Genomic DNA, 19,226 nt, shown 5'->3' with positions numbered 1-19,226 from the left:
CATCTTCTGTAAATCACGAGCGTTTTATAAAATTTCGTATGTACTTAATTATGCTGAGGCTGTAAGAAACGAATGCTTGATTTTAAGGTATGTGTGTACAATCGAGTCTCGTAATTTTTTTACTGAACATATAAGGGCAAACTTCACCACGGCAACAAAAAGCAACAGATTCGGAAATATGTTAGGGCTTCTTTGTGCGTACAAAAGAGTATTTGTAAAATTTCAGGCTGGTATGAAAAGCCTTAACTTCTGCTGAGACACAATATCTTTTTCGTCAGGCACTGGGGTGGGGTACAAGAAAGGACGACTGTCTATAGCCGCCCTTATCGAAAATATGGTTAGTGGGACTTTACCCGCTCCGTTGCTGTATACGCCAATACGCCTCAACTATTAGTCTTTCCTGACCAACAGTGAGCAACACTCCACATGCACCGTATGCGGGAACATATCCACCGGCTGCACTTCCACCGTATGATACCCGCCATCCTCCAACACGCGGAGATCCCGTGCCAAAGTGGAAGGGTTACACGAAACATACACCACTTTCTCTGGCTTCATCGCAATGATAGTTTCCAGCAGCCGAACGTCGCAGCCTTTACGCGGCGGATCGACGACGATGACGTCTGGCGTGATGCCCTGTTCTTTCCAGTTCGGGATTACATCTTCTGACGCACCTACCTCGAACACTACATTGTTCATGTCGTTCAGGCGAGCATTAGCCCGCGCATCCTCGATAGCTTCAGGAACAATCTCTACACCGTAGACCTGCTTGGCGTGCTGAGCCAGGAACAAGGAGATAGTGCCGATGCCGCAGTAGGCGTCGATGACAGTCTCGTTACCGGTCAGTCCGGCGTATTCTACGGTTTTGCCGTATAGAACCTCTGTCTGCGCCGGGTTAACTTGGTAAAAAGAGCGTGCGGAGATGGCAAATTTCACGTCCCCGATATAGTCGTAAATGACGTCACTGCCCCACAGGGTGCGGGTTACGTCTCCAAAAATCACATTCGTCTGCCGGGTGTTTACGTTCTGGCATATGCTCGTAACAGCTGGCAGTTCGCGGCGAATTTCTGCGATCCACTCGTCCTTACGAGGAATGCGATCGCCATTAGTGACGAGAACAACCATCATTTCGCCGGTGATAAAAGCCACTCTTACCACCACATGCCGAAGCAGACCTTTGCCAGTCTCTTCATCATAGGCTGTAATCCCTAGTCGACGGCCGATTTCTTTAACTTGACGGACAACATTGTCATTCTCATCATGCTGAATCAGACAAGTCTCCATGTCGATAATCCGGTGGCTACCGCGAGCGTAAAAACCGCCAACTAGGCCGCCCTCAGAGTCGCCAATTGGCACTTGGGCTTTGTTGCGGTAGCGCCAAGGCTCGTCCATCCCCAGGGTAGGACGAACGATAATGCCACCAGTATGAGCGTCTTCGCTCCGCCCTCCAGCCACCCGCAGCTTGCCAATCCGCTCCAGGTTGTCCACCACCAGTTGGCGCTTCCAGGCCAACTGAGCGGCGTAATCCATGTGCTGCAGCTGGCAGCCGCCGCACATGTCATAGATCTCGCAAGGCGGGGCGATGCGATCGCCGCTCGCTTGTTCAATCTTCAGCAGCTTGGCGTAGCCATACTGCTTCTTGGTTTTGAGCACCTTTGCCCGAACCTTCTCACCGGGCAAAGCTCCCTGCACAAAAAGGGTAAAGCCCTCTACGCGGCCTACCCCTTCACCTTCATGGGTCATGCCGATGATATCGAGCATAACCTCGTCATTCTTGTTCACAGGCAGTCCGGCCACTTGGGCCGTGCCGTCCCGGCGGCTTGTATTGCGGCCGCTGCGGTGTCTACTCATTAGTTCACATTCACTTCTTTCATGTTCTTCATTATTAATGACGCTAAATATCTGTTATACAAAATGGATTAGAGCAAGACGGCCCCATGATGAGGCAATACACTGCCATGTAAAATTAATTTCAACTGGAATTCCTCCAGTTAATGCTCCGTTAAACTTTATATGAGAAGATAACAACAGGAAAAGCTCCCGTTATTATTGAGTATAACTTGTGAAATCGGGTATGTGTACAGAAATAACTGGAGTTATTCCAGCTATTTCTCAGAAAACAGTAGTTTGCAGGGTTTTAACGGGAATAAATCCCGTTATTCACCTACTCTAGATGTATGAAGCACACAGATGTTGAGTATTAGTTTTGTTCGACCAAACATTTTACCATTAGCGTACATTCATTTAGACAACATACGCGTATTCCATCAGCAACATTCAGTTTGCCATCGCACATTTAGTCCATAAACATATGCTCATTCCACCAACATGCGCGTAGTTCATTAACAACACTCAGTTTAAATTTTTATAGTTAGCCATTTGCAAACGATTCAGCCTACTATTACACATACTTGGCCATTCGATACGTTCAGCTCGACTAGAATAGTTACTATAAGTATAGATCCACACGTAACTCATAACGGCTCTTAGAGTCGACCTACGTTATGCACACTATTTCATCAACAAACCCTCAGGCTGCGCAAGAGTGGGCATTAATGAAGGTTGTGGCAACAACGAGATAAATGCTTTGAACTTCGAGCTTTGAGCTTCGAGTTAGTGCTAAGTGATACAGCGAGTGGAATCCCTCTATAGCCTATAGCCTATAGCCCGCTCCCACTCCACTTAGCTACCTCAGTTATTCTGCGCAAAAATCCGCAGATGCTGCGGCAGGATGCGGAAGTGTCCGGGCAAGCTACCGCCTAGCTCGCCGTCCAGATTGAGTTGAACATGCCCCGGGGAGGTGACTTCCATGGCATCGGTGCGGAAGTAAACGACCCGTCTATCTTGCAAGTGCTCGCCACGAATGGTCAGACTGACCAAGCGGATAAACTCGGCTAGGTTGCATTTCTTCACCGCTATAACGTCAAACAAACCATCGTCGATGCGGGCATCTGGAGCAAGCTTCTCGAAGCCGCCTACCGAGTTGGTATTGGCGATCAGGAAGAGCATGAACTCGTCATGAATGACGCTCTGGCCATTGGCGCGGATGATCAGCTCCTGTGGAGACAGACTCGCCATCTTCTCAATACCTTTTAAATAGTAAGCAAGCTGGCCCATCATTGTCTTCAGCCTGCTGGGTACTTCGTATGTCAGCTCGGTCAGGCTTCCGCCGCCGGCGATATTGATGAAATAACGATCATTGGCTTTACCGAGATCAATCAGCCGCGACTGCTGGCGGATAATCATAGCCACGGATTCTTCCCAGTTCTTTGGGATGCCCATCGCCCGTGCAAAATCGTTAGTCGTTCCTAGTGGCAGTACGCCAAGCGGAGGAATATTAGGCTTCTCTGCCATACCATTAATCACTTCATTCAGCGTGCCGTCGCCGCCGGCTGCAATAATCAGATCATAGCCGCGTTCAACCGCGTCTGCTGCAGCTGCTGTTGCATCGCCTTCTCCTGTCGTTGCATGGCAGGAGGCTTCAATTCCGCCCACATCCAGCCGGTCCAGAATATCGGCGAGTCTCTTCTTCATTTCTTCCCGTCCAGAAGTGGGATTATAAATCAATCTCGCAGTTTTCATTACCGGAACGCCACCTGTTTTTTTAATAGATAACCTAACTGATTATACCCAATTCAATGCCCTACAATCAATGTCGGCGACCGTCGAACATAAATTTTCTCTAAAGCAAATACAAACCTCTCGTCATCTGAAGAACCTATTATATACATATACACTTGCCGCATTTTTCGAAAAACTGAAGTTCCATTATAAATGCTAGCCACAGCACAGCTGCGAAATAAGCGGATATACAAGCTGTACCTTTTATTAGCCTCATTATATCTATCTTACATGTGTATGCAACGAGAGGCCTTTTCACCACCATTTAGCGAGCTAGAGCCACTCAATCAGCAGTTCTACACCTAGCACCAACGCTCCCAGCCCCATTATTCCCCTGAACAGTCCCGCACAGACGCTAACCAATCCTCCACCTGCCGCTGAATCCATCTTGGAAAAAGGGGGTGTGGGAGTAGCGTGCGTCCAGAGTAGCGATAACCTACGCCCTCAAGCCGCTGTGGAATCACGCGCTTCGTAAAGTAGCCTTCGCTTAGAAAAAGCGGCGCCACCAGCACCTCGTGTCCCTGCTGCTGCCAATACATCGCTTTGCTGCGTACACTATCCGGGTTCAGCAGCGCATAATCCGCCGCCGCAACGCCGCTTATCTGGGCTACACGTTGAGCCAGGGAACCAATGCTCCGCTCCCAGCGCTGCCGGAAGCCGTCATGCATACTCCCATGCCCTACCAGCAGGATCGTTTCCTGCTCTGGTTGCTTGGAGAGCTCGCGAATTTTGTCCCAGATCATGAGGGCAATATCCGGGTCATCATCTACAGGATAGCCGAAGTGAACCTTGGCGCTCACTTGGAAACATTCCAGATCGGTCTCTCGTTCAGGCTCCGGCTTCGCTCCCAGTGCATACGCTATCTCATCAATATGTGTACTTCCAGACGACACAAACAAGGGTACCACCATGATATCCGTGACCCCTGCCTGTTCCAGTTCGTTGATTCCGTCTTGAATGAGACGACCTTGCACCAGCTCCAAAAAAGAAACCGCCACGGGAAGGTCTTCCCGCAGCGATACACCGTTTACGGCTTCATCCACGATAGATACCCAGGCATCGTCGCGTGAACCGTGACTGATCATTAGTACGCCCGGTCTCACGAATTAGCGTCCCAAACGTTCCAATGTCATTTTATATCCATCATTGCCGTAGTTCAGGCAGCGTTTGACACGCGAAATGGTCGCTGTGCTCGCTCCTGTTTCTGCTTCAATCTGGTTGTAGGTAGAGCCTTTGCCCAGCATGCGGGCTACTTCAAGACGCTGCGACAGCGATTGAATCTCGTTCACCGTGCACAGATCGTCAAAGAATATGTAGCACTCTTCCATATTTTTTAAAGTTAAAATAGCCTCGAATAATTGATCCACACTTTTATCGTTTAGCTTCTTCAGCTGCATTAATTAATCATCCCCTATTGTGACTTCTGCCTTTAACTATATTGTACTGGAGCGCTTTTTTCAAGCATTAACGGTTTCACGCTGTAAAGAACGAAATCGACGGACAATTGTCCACCCCAGGTGTACATGTTTTTTTGGAACTGGCCCTCTCTCCTTTTCATCCCTGATGTTAAACCGCCATCCCTATAGTACTACAAAAGCGCCCAAAATCAAGCGTAGACACGGTTTTTTCATTTCCACACCCGTGATATAGGCATACGCCCTTTTCCGCTCCTATCCCGGTAATCCGGGCATTCGTCTATACCTTATGTTCGCCCATGACATACATTATAGCAAACCACTAACGAAGGAATGTGATATTATGCCTGAGCATTACTATAATCATTCCCGCCGGAGTCACCGTTCGCTGGCTGATCCGCTGAATACATCAACCTACCCTGGAATCAGTCCCTACGTACAGACTCCAGAGCTAGGAGACACCGGGTTCTTACCCAGTTTGGATGCAGCAGAGGTTGCAGATGCGGCACTGGCTCCAGCAGCCGAGGCGGTCACTACCAAAGCAGGGGGACTTCTCGGCGGGCTTGGCAACCTGGGCAATCTGGGGAATCTGGCCAACATGGAGCAGATCAAAGGCTTTGTCGACCGGATGGGTGGCATTGAAGGAATCGTGAATTCGATGGGCAAGGTCCAGAAGGTAATGTCGAGCTTTCAGCAGATGGCCCCGATGGTGAAGCTGGTTATGGGGTCTTTTGGCAAGGGAAAAGGGTCCTCCGGAGCGCTAGCCGCTGAAGAGGATGCTGCTCTGTACAGACCCAACCGCCGTAGAAAAAAGTCGTCTTCCTCCCGCAACCGTAAAAAATCTTCCCGTTCCACTAGCAAACGTGCCACTTCCTCTCCCTCCCGCAAACGCCGTCGTAAATAGCAGATATAACTGATCGTTGACTGGCGCAGGCAGCTCGCTGCGTAGTATTAACCACCTTGAATCCTTATGGTTTCTGTGGTTTCTGTGGTTTCTGTGGTTTCTGTGGTTTCTGTGGTTTCTGTGGTTTCTGTGGTTTCTGTGGTTTCTGTGGTTTCTGTGATCGCTGGTCTCTGACCCTCTATACTCTCTGCGCTATCTCTACGGCAACCCTGCCTCTTTAGCTCCTTGCCTATTGGGTACCACCCGTTTCGCCAAGTTCCGACACTTTATCAAAATAAGGCAGCAGCGTAAATGTCTCAAAACATTTACGCTGCTGCCTTTTGTATTTGCTCCAACTATATAAGGTGAACAGAAGAAAGTGCAAAAGGTGAAGAGGAACGAAGGGGGAAGTTTGGAACTGTAGGAGCGAAGCGTTCGCCTGAAAGCTTTCCGGAGGAAAGCTCGCATCGGAAGTCTAAGCTGTATCCAGATTTCATCCGCTAAAAGCGGCGTATAAAAAAGAAATCTGGATACAACAGCGACCGTAAGTCCAAACATTCCACCGAAGTGACGACCGAGCCATACGTTAGAATCTTATGTTCGTCTTATATAACCTATTTAAACCAGCCACTCCGCTTAAACCAAGCGATCATCCCCACAGTAAGAACTACCATGAGCAGCAGGACGGCGAAATAGCCGAAGTTCCATTCCAACTCGGGCATGATCTTGAAATTCATCCCATAAATCCCGGCGATCAGCGTCAGCGGCATGAAGATAGTAGTGATGACCGTCAGTGTTTTCATAATAGAGTTCATCCGGTTGGAGTTCAGCGAGATATAACTATCCCGGAGATCAGCGGTCATTTCACGGTCCACCTCGATCATATCAGTCAGCTTCAGCAGGTGGTCATAGATGTCGCCAAAATAAATCCGTTCCTCCCCATTGCTCTGTACATGCTGTGAATTGAGTATCCGATACATCAGGTCACGCATGGGCACAATGGTCCGACGCAGCTTCAATAGACGCCCACGGACATCGAATACCTGGCTCATTAACTCCTCTACCGACTCCTTGCTGCCCATACTCTCCAGATCCGCTAGTTCGTCCTCGATGCTATATAGACTTGGAAAATATTTATCCACCAGCTTGTCCATCACTGTATACGCTGCAGCCATGGGACCGCCCGACCAGCCTTTGCGGCTATGAATTTCCTGCTTCACCTGCTCCCAGGCTTCATTCATCTCCGTCTTCTCCTGATGATGATAGGAGACCAGAAAGTTTTTGCTGAGGAACAGGTCAACCTCTTCTGCTTCCAATGTGCGCTCATTTAACGCATGCAGCACGAAGAACTGCGCATTCTCGTAATAGTCCAGCTTCGGGCGCTGCAGCACATGCATACAATCTTCAATCGCCAGTGGATGAAAGTGAAAATAAGTATCTAGAAGTGCCGTCTCCTCTGCCCTAGGCGTTGCAAAATCAACCCAGATCCAGGCGTAATCCGCCATTTGGATCTCTTGCAGCAGCAACCCTGTCAGCACTTCGCCCTGATGGGTCACCGCCATCGTACGTATCATATGATGAAATCCTCCGTTCTGTCCTCAGGCCTCTCTTTTCATTGTACCGCATTCATGGCCTTCCTCCCAACTACAAAAAAGAAGAGCCCAATCGACCAATATCGACCAGGCTCTTATATGAACACTTGCTTATGATTTTAGAAGAAGATTTTGAAGATCAGTCCTGCCAGCACTGCGCTGATAGGAATTGTGATGAACCACGTAACTACGATCCGTCCAGCTACACCCCATTTTACAGCGGAGAAACGCTTGGCCGATCCAACCCCGAGAATAGCCGAAGTAATGGCGTGAGTGGTACTTACAGGCAAATGCAGCAGTGTTGCCGAGAAAATAACGGAAGCCGCTGAAATATCGGCTGCGAAACCGTTGATCGGTTCGATTTTGAAAATCTTCGAGCCCATCGTCTTGATAATCTTCCAGCCGCCCACAGAGGTTCCGAGCGCCATCGCTGTCGCTGCAGCGATTTTAACCCAGAGTGGCACTTCCATGGAGTCTAAGTGACCTGAGGTCACTAGGGCAAAAGTAATAATTCCCATCGCCTTTTGCGCATCATTCGTACCGTGTGTGAAGGATTGCAGCGCAGCCGTAATAATCTGCATCGTCCGGAATCCTTTGTTGACGGTATGCGGACTACGCTTGGCGAAGATCCACTTGAGGATCGTCATTACAATATAACCGATCACAAAAGCAATCAGTGGCGAGAAGATAAGGCCCTCCACGATTTCGATAAAACCGTTCCATTTGATGTGATCCGAACCGGCTCCAATATACACTGCACCAGCCAAAGCGCCGATTAGCGCATGGGACGAGGAGGACGGAATCCCAAACCACCAGGTCACCAAATTCCAGATAATCGCGGCGATAAGTGTGGCAATAACGACCTGAATCCCGTTATCCAGCAGGGTAGGGTCCGTGATACTTCCGCCAATCTTCTTAGCGACACCGGTAAACATCAGGGCGCCGATGAAGTTCATGGAAGCTGCTAAAATGATCGCTGTACGCGGCGGGAGCGCCCGTGTTGATACAGAGGTAGCGATTGCGTTGGCCGTATCGTGGAAACCGTTGATAAAGTCGAACGCAAGCGCGAGAAATACAACGACGCCAAGCACCAATAATGATGTATCCATATATTTGAAGGCCCCTTATTATGAGTTACGCATGATGATCGATTCCAGCTTGTTGGCGACGTCCTCGCATTTATCGGTCGTCGTCTCCAGCCGTTCGTACAGCTCTTTGCGCTTGATTAGCTCAATCGGGTCCTTCACTTTTTCGAACAGGACTTTTGTGCAAGTACGCAACACTTCATCGCCTTGGTTCTCGAGATCGTTCAGGCGAATGGTATATTCACGGATTGCCAGCAGCTTTTTCTGGGACAGCAGGTGAACCGCTTTTTGAATTTCATAGGCGCTTTGACGGAGAATTTCTGCAAATTGCACAATATATTCATCCGCGTCGAGCAAGTTATACATATAGAAACGTGAGGCTGAAGCTTCCAGACCGTCAATGACATCGTCCATGCTCGTGATCAGGTCCATAATGTCGTCGCGTTCTAGAGGCGTAATGAACGTTTTGTTCAATTCTTTGATAACGGTGTGCGTGTAAGTATCACACTGCGATTCGTACTTCTTCATCTCTGCGGCAAAGCTCTCCACGTTATTCTGAAGATTAGTAATATTTTGAGCAAAATAATCCGCAGCTTGGACAATGGTATCCGCCATGTTTTCCAGCGTTTCAAAGAATATGTCCTTTTTTCTCAACTTCATCATTTTAAACCCCTTTACATAAATTACATAAAATAACGGTCTAAACGCGAAGTCATCCATATGAAAAAGCATGAAAATGAATGACAACTCTGTTATCTTAACATAACAGTGGAAGGGATAGAAGTAAAAAACGACAACTTTTTTACAGTGTGATAACAAATTCGATGAATAGATATAATATTTCTACATTCACGGAAATAATGGGACATACTGGATTGATAAATCGCCCTGTTATGCGCTTTTTAAAGCAGCTTGAACTTTCCTGCCTAGTGGCTGAGGCATACCCTTACTGTTCGCCTGCACGAATCAACTTATTCCCTAAGCTGTTTTCTCTGCCTCCGGGTACACAATATGACTGCTGAAAGACGGCGCATTGGGCGCAATCAGAATATGTGTGACACCTGGATACATCAGGGCTTCCTTACCGTCCTTCACAAAACGAATGATATCACCGGGCTTACGCGACCAGCGGCCTTGAATGACTTCTCCTCGCTGGAACAGCAGCGCCTCTCCTCCGAGCTCCACATCGACCTGAAGCCTGCCGACATCATCCAGCACCTTATGGTCACTCCCCATTACGACAACATTCGCAGCTTCCAAAGGGTGGTCATTATTCAGATCCAGATGAGGCTTGCCGTTCACCCATCTCTGGTATGTCGCCCGCTCGGCATTATATTTATACCCGACATCATAGCTCTTCAGTAGAAAATTCACGTTGAATTCAAGCGCGGCTTGTCCTCCGGTTGGCAGGGCATCAGAGTTGTTGAAAAGATAGCCAGGCACTGGCGTATCCTGCGCATATCCTAGTTTTTCCGACCCTTCCCTAAGCTTTGCAGTGTTGCTGTAGAGATTATGCGGCGCTTTGCGCTCCTTGTCCCGCCAGAAATAAGCCCCGGCCCTTCCGATTTCGTCGAGGTCTTCCTTCTTCTGTCTCTGCAGAATAGCATAAGCGTCAGGACTACCTCCCGCATGCACGGTCACACCCCCGTGGCTCTCCCCGATATCAATAAGATAAGGCCGGATGCTGCGGATCGGGCCGATTTTAACAACACCAGTATGACTCTGAAACACACCGATCAAGCGTGTAATCCCACCCTCAGCCAGCACCTCATACAAGATATCCGCCTCGCTTACCCCCGATTGTGGACGGGCGGCTGGTGCATTGTTGATCATTATGGATAAGGGCCGCGGCAGCGCGGTTTCCTCCGGGACCTGCAGTCCCGTCAAGCCGGATACTGGCCCTCCGACAGGTACCGGAGATGGCGAAGGCTCACTGGACACCGTTGGCTCGGGGATAGACTCAGTAGTTGCTACCGGCTGATTCAGAGCAGCCTCGGTTCCACAAGCGGACAACAGCCCCCCAGCAAGAAGAAGACTGCACAGCAAACGGGAAGAAGCACGGTTCAATATCATAAGGCGGTAGTTCCTCTCTTTCAAGCGTTTCTTCCATTTAATCACAGCCTGTCCATTTTGTCTTGGTTTGACTTGGATTTATAAAGTATTCAAAAAGGGTGCAGCCGGCAAAATCCGACTGCACCCTGTATTCATTTATTCTCAAGGTTATATATTCAATTCAATTCAATTCTAGTCCAGCATCCAGCAATTCAGGCTAAGGGTTCCGTATTGATAAGCCTGGATCATTAGCTGTGCCTGTCTGCCCTCATCTGCGGTTCCCATTACATAAAAAAGAGGCACAAAATGCTCTTTTCCATAGGTGGGGACAGCTTCTCGGGCATGAGGAGCTTTCTTCTCATAGGCGAACAGCTCTGGGAGATCCCAAGACTGGAGGCCTTTAGCGACCCATGCATCGAATTCCTGCGCCCATGCTTCGGGCTGATCATCTTCTCTCAGCAATCTCAGGTTATGCACCAATCCGCCACTGCCGATAATGAGTACACCCTGCTCTCGCAGCGGGGCCAGCATGCGTCCGATGTTGTATTGCTCCTTAGGGGAACGCAGAGAGTCTACCGATAACGCAACTACAGGTATGTCAGCCTGCGGAAACAACTTCTTCAGGATCACCCATACGCCATGATCCAGTCCACGGCCAAGCACTGGCTGATGCGGCAGGTTCTGTGCCTTGAACAACTCCGAGATCTCACGGCTCAGCTCAGGATCACCCGGAGCCGGATAGGTCAGCGAGTACATTTCCTCAGGAAATCCGTAGAAGTCGTGCTTCGCCTCATGCTGAGTATCCACAGTCAATAGCTGTTCCGGACTATCCCAATGCGCCGTGAATACAACGATAGCGCGGGGTTTTCCTAAATCACGGCCGAGTCGCTCCAGAAACCGGGTATATTCGTTATCCTCCTGGGCAAGCAACGGGGAACCATGCGCGATAAAAAATGCGGGGAATTTCATAGGATGCCAACCTCCTAACCCAGTATATGGCCTGCATCTTTATTTTACCCCTTCTTCCCCTATTTGGCGAGTAGAGAAGAGCTTTCTATATCATCCAGTTCTGCCATTCCTCCTGCAGATGCTCCTGCTCGTTCATCCATTCCCGAGTCCGCTTAAGCAATTGCTCCTGCGCCGGGCCAGTGGAGAAGGTATGATCCCCCTGAAAAATAATTTCTTTATCGCACCGGCCCTCCGGCCGTGTCCAGAATAGCTTTTGGTAAAGAAAAGCGTAGTCTACCGGAATAACATCATCCGAAGTTCCATGAACGACCAGCACATCACCGCTGAATTTGCCGGCCTCTTGGAACGGTTGGAACGCCGCCAGGGAGTTAAAATATACAGGGGTAAAGGAATAGCCGGCATGATCAGCCGAACCAGTCTTCACCGCTTGATCATACGCATCCCGGCCCACGATCTTCACAATGTCATTGAACGGGTAGCCAACCGCTGACCACAGGACAAGGTTCTTAACCCGGCGATCACGGATTCCCGTTAAGAGGGCTACCGCCCCGCCAAGACTGTGTCCGATCAGCGTTACCCGCTGTGGGTCTACATCTGCGGAACTAATTCCGTAATCCAGTACGGCACGAGTCTGGGCGATCATGGACTCCATATCCTCGCTGCCGTAATTCCCGCTGCTCTCGCCGCAGCCAGCATAGTCAAAGCGGATAACCATGTAACCGTCCTGAGCCAGTTCCCGGGCAGCTTTGACAAAAATCCGGTCCACCCCAATCCGGTTACCTACGAATCCATGGCAAATCACCGCCAAAGGAACCCGGTCCTTGCAACGCCCGGTAGTCCCTTTTTCTTTTGTCGGATAATGAATGCTTGCGGTTAGTTCCTCCCGGTTATGCCGGATTACAATTGCGCGTTCCATTGCCGTGTCCTCCTTCTAAAATACATATCTGTATCTGATATATTTTGTAATTCCGATAAATTTAGTATGAATTATATTCTTATTATACGGTATCCAACATTATTGTCAATAGAAAAGGAAAAGACCTCTTTTGTTCACCGGGAACAAAAGAGGCCAGCATTGCTGAAAGGGCTCGTCAGTCGTAGCTGTCGTGGAACATGTCATGCGTTTCCTGTCTGCCTTCCCAATCCTTCATCCAGTTATCAGGGGTTTCCGTCGCAGCGTCCCAGAGACTGAAGCCATCGGAGCCACCCCAATCAACCATGCCGTGGGTCGGTTCAGGCTCGAAGCCATCGCCCATGAATCTGTCCTGCTCCTTCTGATCCTCATGCTCCATAACCTCGCCTGCCCTTCCAAGTGCTATATTTGTTCAGATCTATTACCTTATCAGTGTTCACGCTTTGATAAGGATTATGCATCACAGTCCGGAATGCATTTCCTTGCACTGACCCGCTTGTCAAACGTATACTTTAGGCTAAGGTACTCATGATTTACGATATTGGAGGTAATATCCACCCGATGAAAGTCAAAGATATGATTAAGGAAAACAACGCACTTCGCGAGCAGATGACACCGTTCAACCGCTCGTATTTTGAGGATATGATTCTCGCGATGCGGGCCAGCCGGGTTGATGCTCTTCGTGCAGAGGAACTGCTCCTGGAAGCGGCCAAGCTGCTACTTCAAGGACAAAACAAGGGCAGGAACGCCAAACAAATTTTCGGGGAACACCCCGAGGACTATTTCAGAGAAATCGTGGAGAGTGTACCCGCGGCTCCCACCAGAAGTAAGCTGAACTACTACCTAATGATTCCATGGGCGGCCCTGACCTGCCTCTTCGGCGTATTAGGCGCATTCGGCCTGTTGTTTCAATGGACTACCGGCTCATCGGGGATATTCAGTCAGATCAGCCTCTTTACCCTTATTGCTGTAGGGATTGGCTCCATTGTCGTCATAGAATTGTTTATGAAGTGGATGGCTGCCTTGTCTGACAGCGACACACCGCAGACAAAGGGTTTTGACCTCAAGGGACTGAGCATCTATATTGCAATAGCTGCTGTAGTGATATTTGTCGGAACGTACCTGGATACGTTGCTACCCGTCTTTTCGATTTCCCCTTGGATCAGCCTGATTATTTTCGCTGCCGGAGCGATCGGCTTGAAAGTGCTGTTCTTGAAAAAATAAGTCTTTTACTCCATTCCAAATAGACAGGAGGAAGCACATATGAACAAGAAGCCCTATTTGTTAGCAGCTGTTCTTGCGCTTACCATCGGTATACAAGCTATACCCACCGCATCTACATATGCAGCGGGGAGCGGATCAGGCACTCAGGAAAGCACCAGCAAGACTTCCACAACAGCCGCAGACAACAGTCATTCAGAAGCTATATACAAAGCTGCCCAGCCTCTGCTCTCGTCATCGTCCAAGCTTCCCCAGGCGATTAAATATTTGAACAGCAACTTGTATGCAGTGACTTCTTACCGGGCCACAATGATGACTTTGCAGCTTGAGAACCTGCATAAGGCCGCTCTTGGGGCATGGGAGAACAAGTTCAGCAGAAGTGATGTGCAGCGTCAGTTAGCTACCGTATATAAATCTCAGGTAAGTATGGTCAAGCTGGCTGAAAGTATTAAAGACCCTGCCCTGCGAACATTGCTGGAGACCGCTGGAGAGAGCGGCTATAAGCTGGAGACGGCAGAAGGTACTTACTTCCCTGTAATTGATTATGGAGCCTATCGCAAATACAAGGTATATGTCACGAACGACATCAGCGATTATCTAACGATGATGGCTGCGGAGTCGGATCTGCCTTCTGCCAAGGACAACGGACTGGTCATTGCCTGGACCGAGGTAGCCGCCCGCGCTCTGGCGGCAGAGCAGTTCACCAAGAGCTATCCGAAGTCAAACCGGATTACGGCGGCGAAGCAGCTATACGCGAAGTACATCGCCAGCACATTTTACGGCCTGAACAATACGCCCCTATTCCATTACGATAATCTCGAAATGGATCTGGAGGCACAGAAGGCCTATGCCGGACTGTTATCGGCCAAGAACCCTGATAATAGCCCCTTCTTGCAGAAGCTCGAAGGCTTCATGAAGCTGCTAAAAGAGAACGGCTATCTGCTCGACGACAAGGTAGAGCAGTACAGATCCAAGGAAGTCCCTCTAACTTAGCGTGTATACAACAACATCAAACAATAAGGCCCGTCCCAATTCAAAAATGGGACGGGCCTTTTATGATCTATACAGCTGTCTCAGCCGTATCCAATTAAATTAACATATTAAACAAATTCATATCCTTGTTGATTTCTGTGTAATCCATGCCCTTCTGCTGCATCCGTTCGATCAGCGGGGCATATGATTCCTTACTGGACAGCTCAATGCCAACCAGCGCAGGCCCGTTCTCCTTGTCATGTTTCTTCGTATACTCAAAACGAGTGATATCGTCTTCCGGACCCAGCACCTCTGCCAGGAATTCACGGAGTGCGCCGGCCCGCTGCGGGAAATTCACCATGAAATAATGCTTGAGACCTTCATGGATCAGTGACCGCTCCTTGATCTCCTGCATCCGGTCAATATCATTATTGCCGCCGCTAACGATACAAACCACCGTCTTGCCACGGATTTGATCCCGATACTGATCAAGCGCAGCGATAGGCAGGGAGCCTGCTGGCTCCACAACAATGGCATTTTCATTATATAATTCCAGAATCGTCGTACAAGCCTTACCTTCAGGCACCATAACAACATCATCCAGGGAACGTGAACAGATATCGAACGTCAATCCGCCTACACGCTTAACAGCCGCACCATCTACGAACTTGTTGATGTGATCCAGGGTGACCACTTTTCCCTGCTTAAAGGCTTCACTCATAGAAGCCGCACCAAGTGGCTCAACGCCAATGACCTTCGTAGAGGGACTAACGGTTTTGACGTAGGTTGAGACACCAGCAGCTAGGCCACCACCGCCAATAGTCACGAAAATAAAGTCGGCAGGCTTGTCCAGACTTTCCATAACCTCCATAGCAATTGTACCGTTACCAGCAATAATTCTCGGCTCGTCGAACGGATGGATCAGCGTCATCCCGTAATCGATGCAGGCCTGTAAAGCTTCATCATAGGCATCATCAAAGGTATCCCCCTTCAGAATGACCTCTACGAACTCCCCGCCAAAGCGACGAACCTGCTTCACCTTCTGGCTTGGTGTGGTGCTTGGCATATAGACCTTGCCTTTAATTCCAAGCGCCTTGCAGGAGTAAGCTACACCTTGGGCGTGGTTGCCTGCACTGGCGCAGACAATGCCTTTCTCTCTGTCCTCTGGGGACAGGCTACGAATCATATTATAAGCCCCGCGTATTTTGAAAGAGCGGACAATTTGCAGATCCTCCCGCTTCAAGTACACATCGCAATCATATTTGGCAGACAGTACCGCATCACGCTGCAACGGCGTACGAACAATGACCTCTCGCAGCACGTGATGTGCTCGTACAATATCTTCCATCCCTAAGATCCGGTCTTCGTCTTCTCTCATGACTCTCCTCGCCTCACTGTCTCTGTCTAATCGTTTTGCTTCTTGTAACATACTATTCCCTCAGACTTTTTTCAAGGCCAGTTTTTCTTGGACAAAACACAACAAGAGGTGTCCCGCAGTCATCTGTTCATGACTTGCGTGACACCTCTTCTTATACGTTGCTGAACGCCAGCATGGGCAGCTCAGCGATCATTCTTACACTATTGCTTCAACATCCACTTCAGCAGATCCGGCACGCTTGTCCAAAGGCGTGAATTCACGATGACATATTCGATCGCCTCATTGGCATCGCCTCTCCCAACATAGTCTGGGAGATTATGCGGCAGCCGCTTGGTGCCCAGCAGATATTCTGGCACATGCTTGTTCACATTACGGGCAACACGGTACAACATTTTTAGCTGGGCAGTCAGCCCGTTCTTCTTGTACTCCAGCAACATACGGCCATAGGCATAGGAAGCAGCGGCATCATTTTTACCATATAGCTTAAGAATCTGCTCCGCCTTACCCAGCTTATTGTTGTAGAGGTAGGCTGCTACCAACAAATAACGGGCACCAGTGTTGTCGTCCGGATTCAGCTCCAGCACGTGCTCCAGCGTCTTAACCGCTTCTTCGGCATTTCCGCCGAACCAAGAGGAATCAGCATAACTCTTACAGATACGGATATAAGGCCGGGTCTCTACAAGCCCCCAGAAATAACCTTTATTCTCCTTGAAAAAGTCTTCGCCCAGTTCGCGTGCTCCGGCAGCCATCCCAGCTTTTAGAAAAGCACGAGCCTCTTCCTCATCCTCAGATTCCTCAGCCAGAACAAGATAAGCGTCCGCACTGTCAGGATAAATTTCCAGAATCGTACGTGCAAGCTGTACCCGGCGTTTGGCCGACGGGGTTTCCATCACTTTTGCCAGTAGCGCCTGTTCCTTCTCCTTCGGACTCTCCAGGCTGCTCAGTTCAGCCAATGTGTCAGGCGCTTCGCCCATACCGTACTCTTCAATATAATTCAGCATTTCCTTCACTTTACGTGAGATCGTTGCCGCAGTAACCTCATATTTAATCGCCAGCTCCGCTTGGGTGAGAAGGAAGCCGTACTCTTCAGACAGCAAATATTCTATCGCTGCACAGAAGGAACCCATCTTCTTGACCGCAGGTTTGGTCTGACGAGAATAGCCATTCCACAGGACAAGCGCCTCTTGAATAAGCTCCTTGTCGAATTCATTTCTCATGCTCTCTATGAGATGCAACCCCAATTGCTCATGGGACGGATGCTCCCATTTTAGGTCACGGGATACCATTTTTCTAAGCTTGGCCAGGGTAAGCTTGTTCTCCGGGCGTGCTGCGGGCTGTGCTGCTGCCGGTTGTTCTGTTTGCAGGGCAACTGCCGAAATCTCCTGCGCCGCGGCTTGTTCCGTTGTTACGAGCCGCAGTATGGATTCGACTGCATCCTGCTCCTTACCGAGACAGCACTTCTTATATTTCTTCCCGCTGCCGCACGGGCACAAGTCATTTCTTCCAACCTTACTCAAAACTAATTCCCCCTTAAATCTGTGACTGAATGTACGCCTTCAGGCGCACTGCTGCATGCCATAGTATGTCGTTTCCGGCACGGAACCTTTATATCATATGTGCTGTAAGATGACATTTCAAGCACCCCCAGAAAACGGCACAGCATAATTTGCACAAGCTGATGTTTAAAAAAGGCCTTTCCATGATCGGAAAGGCCCCTTTATCTGTATATATCCGCACATTTTCCCCCGTACGTGTTGTATTATAGCACTTTTTCTATGACTTGTCAGTCCTTTTTTGGGACTTAAAGCGCAAAAAAATGCTAGATACAGTCCTTTTTCCTTAGACGAGCGCCTTCATCGCAATGTCGCTGCGGCTTTGCTTTCCGGGAAAAACGATCCCTTCGGCACGGGCATAAGCCGCCTCGCGAGCCTCGCGAATATCCGCGCCCAGTCCTACGACGCCCAGGACACGGCCTCCGTTAGTCAACCAGCTTCCATCCTCGCCGCGGGCCGTTCCCGCATGGAAGACCAGACCTTTCCCGTCCTCTTCCAGGCCGGTAATCACTTCGCCCTTTGGATAAGAGCCCGGGTAGCCGCCTGAAGCCAGCACTACACATACCGCTGCTTCCTCGCTCCACTCAATCTCTATATCTGCCAGACGTCCTTCCACTACCGCCAGGAAGATTTCGAGCAAATCACTCTTGAGCCTTGGCAGAACCACCTGGGTCTCTGGATCACCGAAGCGAGCATTGAACTCGATCGTCTTCGGCTTACCGTCCGGAGAAATCATCAGCCCTGCGAATAGTACCCCGCTGAATGGGCGTCCTTCCGCTACCATGGCTTTCGCCGTAGGCTCAATGATACTCTCCACCGCTTCGCGGATAATGGCCTCATCAATATGCGGCAGTGGGGAATAGGTACCCATTCCCCCTGTATTAGGACCCTTATCGCCATCGAACACCGGCTTGTGATCCTGGGCGGCAGCCATCGGCCGTACCGTCTCCCCGTCCACAAAGGCCAGAATGGACATCTCCTGCCCAGCCAAGAACTCCTCGATGACAACTTGAGCGCCTGCTTCACCAAATACTTTGCTGACCATAATATCTGCCAGCGCCTTGTCCGCTTCTTCTCTGGAGTAGGCTACAGTTACACCTTTCCCCGCTGCCAGTCCGTCTGCCTTGATAACTATCGGCAGTGGCTGCTTTTGCAGATAGGCCGCAGCTGCTTCATAATCGTCAAATTTCTCATACGCCGCTGTCGGAATATTGTACTTGTGCAGCAGATCCTTCATGAAGGTCTTGCTGCCTTCAATCTCTGCCGCATTGCGGCGCGGACCGAAGACCGGAATGCCTTCTGCTTCAAAAGCGTCGACAATCCCTCCAGCCAGCGGGTCATCCGGCCCGATGACGACCAGACCAACCTCCTGCTCCTTCGCAAAAGCCGTCAGCCGATCGAACTCAAATACGCCGATCGGCACGCATTCCGCCAGCTGCGCAATCCCGGCATTGCCGGGGGCGCAATAGATTTTACCGACGCGTGGGCTCTTGGACAGGCTCCATATAATCGCATGCTCTCGGCCGCCGCCGCCAACCACTAAAATATCCATAACAATGAAATCCTCCCAAG

Annotated in this window: 17 protein-coding genes; 3 read left to right on the top strand and 14 right to left on the bottom strand. The window is 49.7% G+C overall.

What is annotated here, in order from left to right; translation table 11 throughout:
* Nucleotides 1-390 precede the first annotated feature (390 nt).
* The 4 genes from rlmD to ACFVRY_RS24860 form a co-directional block, all read right to left on the bottom strand.
* Nucleotides 391-1,851 (bottom strand): 23S rRNA (uracil(1939)-C(5))-methyltransferase RlmD, encoded by a 1,461-nt coding sequence (rlmD, locus tag ACFVRY_RS24875; protein ID WP_387502964.1) that lies wholly within the window; start codon nucleotides 1,849-1,851, stop codon nucleotides 391-393.
* 840 nt (nucleotides 1,852-2,691) lie between these two features.
* Nucleotides 2,692-3,582: a diacylglycerol kinase gene (locus ACFVRY_RS24870; RefSeq protein WP_387502963.1), complete on the bottom strand. Its 891-nt coding sequence runs from the start codon at nucleotides 3,580-3,582 to the stop codon at nucleotides 2,692-2,694.
* Nucleotides 3,583-3,947: 365 nt separating this feature from the next.
* Complete coding sequence (locus ACFVRY_RS24865) at nucleotides 3,948-4,724, bottom strand: sirohydrochlorin chelatase (protein ID WP_387502962.1); 777 nt, start codon at nucleotides 4,722-4,724, stop codon at nucleotides 3,948-3,950.
* Between the two features lie 3 nt (nucleotides 4,725-4,727).
* Nucleotides 4,728-5,018: a YerC/YecD family TrpR-related protein gene (locus ACFVRY_RS24860; RefSeq protein ID WP_066379478.1), complete on the bottom strand. Its 291-nt coding sequence runs from the start codon at nucleotides 5,016-5,018 to the stop codon at nucleotides 4,728-4,730.
* Between the two features lie 361 nt (nucleotides 5,019-5,379).
* Between ACFVRY_RS24860 and ACFVRY_RS24855 the strand changes: the two genes are divergently transcribed.
* A complete protein-coding gene (locus tag ACFVRY_RS24855) occupies nucleotides 5,380-5,940 on the top strand; it encodes a tyrosine protein kinase (protein ID WP_387502961.1) in 561 nt (186 codons plus the stop codon).
* A gap of 593 nt (nucleotides 5,941-6,533) precedes the next feature.
* Here ACFVRY_RS24855 and corA read toward each other — a convergent pair.
* The 7 genes from corA to ACFVRY_RS24820 all read right to left on the bottom strand — a co-directional run bounded on the left by corA (nucleotide 6,534) and on the right by ACFVRY_RS24820 (nucleotide 12,909).
* On the bottom strand, nucleotides 6,534-7,493 hold the full coding sequence (gene corA / locus ACFVRY_RS24850) for a magnesium/cobalt transporter CorA (RefSeq protein WP_387502960.1): 960 nt from the start codon (nucleotides 7,491-7,493) through the stop codon (nucleotides 6,534-6,536).
* Nucleotides 7,494-7,630: 137 nt separating this feature from the next.
* Entirely contained in the window at nucleotides 7,631-8,620 is a 990-nt protein-coding gene (locus ACFVRY_RS24845) for an inorganic phosphate transporter (RefSeq protein WP_387502959.1), read from the bottom strand.
* An 18-nt stretch (nucleotides 8,621-8,638) separates the two neighbouring features.
* The gene (locus ACFVRY_RS24840; RefSeq protein WP_175371699.1) at nucleotides 8,639-9,256 is read right to left on the bottom strand and encodes a DUF47 domain-containing protein; all 618 of its coding nucleotides are present in this window, start codon (nucleotides 9,254-9,256) and stop codon (nucleotides 8,639-8,641) included.
* Nucleotides 9,257-9,574: 318 nt separating this feature from the next.
* The gene (locus ACFVRY_RS24835) at nucleotides 9,575-10,669 is read right to left on the bottom strand and encodes a DUF3048 domain-containing protein (RefSeq protein WP_387502958.1); all 1,095 of its coding nucleotides are present in this window, start codon (nucleotides 10,667-10,669) and stop codon (nucleotides 9,575-9,577) included.
* Nucleotides 10,670-10,840: 171 nt separating this feature from the next.
* Nucleotides 10,841-11,617: a DODA-type extradiol aromatic ring-opening family dioxygenase gene (locus tag ACFVRY_RS24830; protein WP_387502957.1), complete on the bottom strand. Its 777-nt coding sequence runs from the start codon at nucleotides 11,615-11,617 to the stop codon at nucleotides 10,841-10,843.
* A gap of 85 nt (nucleotides 11,618-11,702) precedes the next feature.
* Complete coding sequence (locus ACFVRY_RS24825) at nucleotides 11,703-12,533, bottom strand: alpha/beta hydrolase family protein (protein WP_066379456.1); 831 nt, start codon at nucleotides 12,531-12,533, stop codon at nucleotides 11,703-11,705.
* Between the two features lie 175 nt (nucleotides 12,534-12,708).
* A complete protein-coding gene (locus ACFVRY_RS24820) occupies nucleotides 12,709-12,909 on the bottom strand; it encodes a hypothetical protein (RefSeq protein WP_387502956.1) in 201 nt (66 codons plus the stop codon).
* 182 nt (nucleotides 12,910-13,091) lie between these two features.
* On the opposite strand from ACFVRY_RS24820, the gene ACFVRY_RS24815 reads away from it, so the two are divergent.
* Nucleotides 13,092-13,754 carry a DUF1129 family protein gene (locus ACFVRY_RS24815; protein ID WP_387502955.1) on the top strand — a complete coding sequence of 221 codons (663 nt, stop codon included), beginning with the start codon at nucleotides 13,092-13,094 and terminating at the stop codon, nucleotides 13,752-13,754.
* A 39-nt stretch (nucleotides 13,755-13,793) separates the two neighbouring features.
* Complete coding sequence (locus tag ACFVRY_RS24810; RefSeq protein ID WP_387502954.1) at nucleotides 13,794-14,744, top strand: hypothetical protein; 951 nt, start codon at nucleotides 13,794-13,796, stop codon at nucleotides 14,742-14,744.
* Between the two features lie 94 nt (nucleotides 14,745-14,838).
* Here ACFVRY_RS24810 and ilvA read toward each other — a convergent pair whose 3' ends face one another.
* The 3 genes from ilvA to purD all read right to left on the bottom strand — a co-directional run bounded on the left by ilvA (nucleotide 14,839) and on the right by purD (nucleotide 19,206).
* The gene (gene ilvA, locus ACFVRY_RS24805) at nucleotides 14,839-16,101 is read right to left on the bottom strand and encodes a threonine ammonia-lyase IlvA (protein ID WP_387502953.1); all 1,263 of its coding nucleotides are present in this window, start codon (nucleotides 16,099-16,101) and stop codon (nucleotides 14,839-14,841) included.
* 200 nt (nucleotides 16,102-16,301) lie between these two features.
* Nucleotides 16,302-17,618 carry an SEC-C metal-binding domain-containing protein gene (locus ACFVRY_RS24800; RefSeq protein WP_387502952.1) on the bottom strand — a complete coding sequence of 439 codons (1,317 nt, stop codon included), beginning with the start codon at nucleotides 17,616-17,618 and terminating at the stop codon, nucleotides 16,302-16,304.
* A gap of 322 nt (nucleotides 17,619-17,940) precedes the next feature.
* Nucleotides 17,941-19,206, bottom strand: coding sequence for a phosphoribosylamine--glycine ligase (gene purD / locus ACFVRY_RS24795; protein WP_387502951.1), 1,266 nt, complete (start codon nucleotides 19,204-19,206; stop codon nucleotides 17,941-17,943).
* Nucleotides 19,207-19,226 lie beyond the last annotated feature (20 nt).

The organism is Paenibacillus sp. NPDC057934 (assembly GCF_042887565.1).
Taxonomy (GTDB): Bacteria; Bacillota; Bacilli; order Paenibacillales; family Paenibacillaceae; genus Paenibacillus_AQ.
Note: the sequence above shows the minus strand (reverse complement) of the source record. Positions and strands in the feature narration are given on the sequence as shown.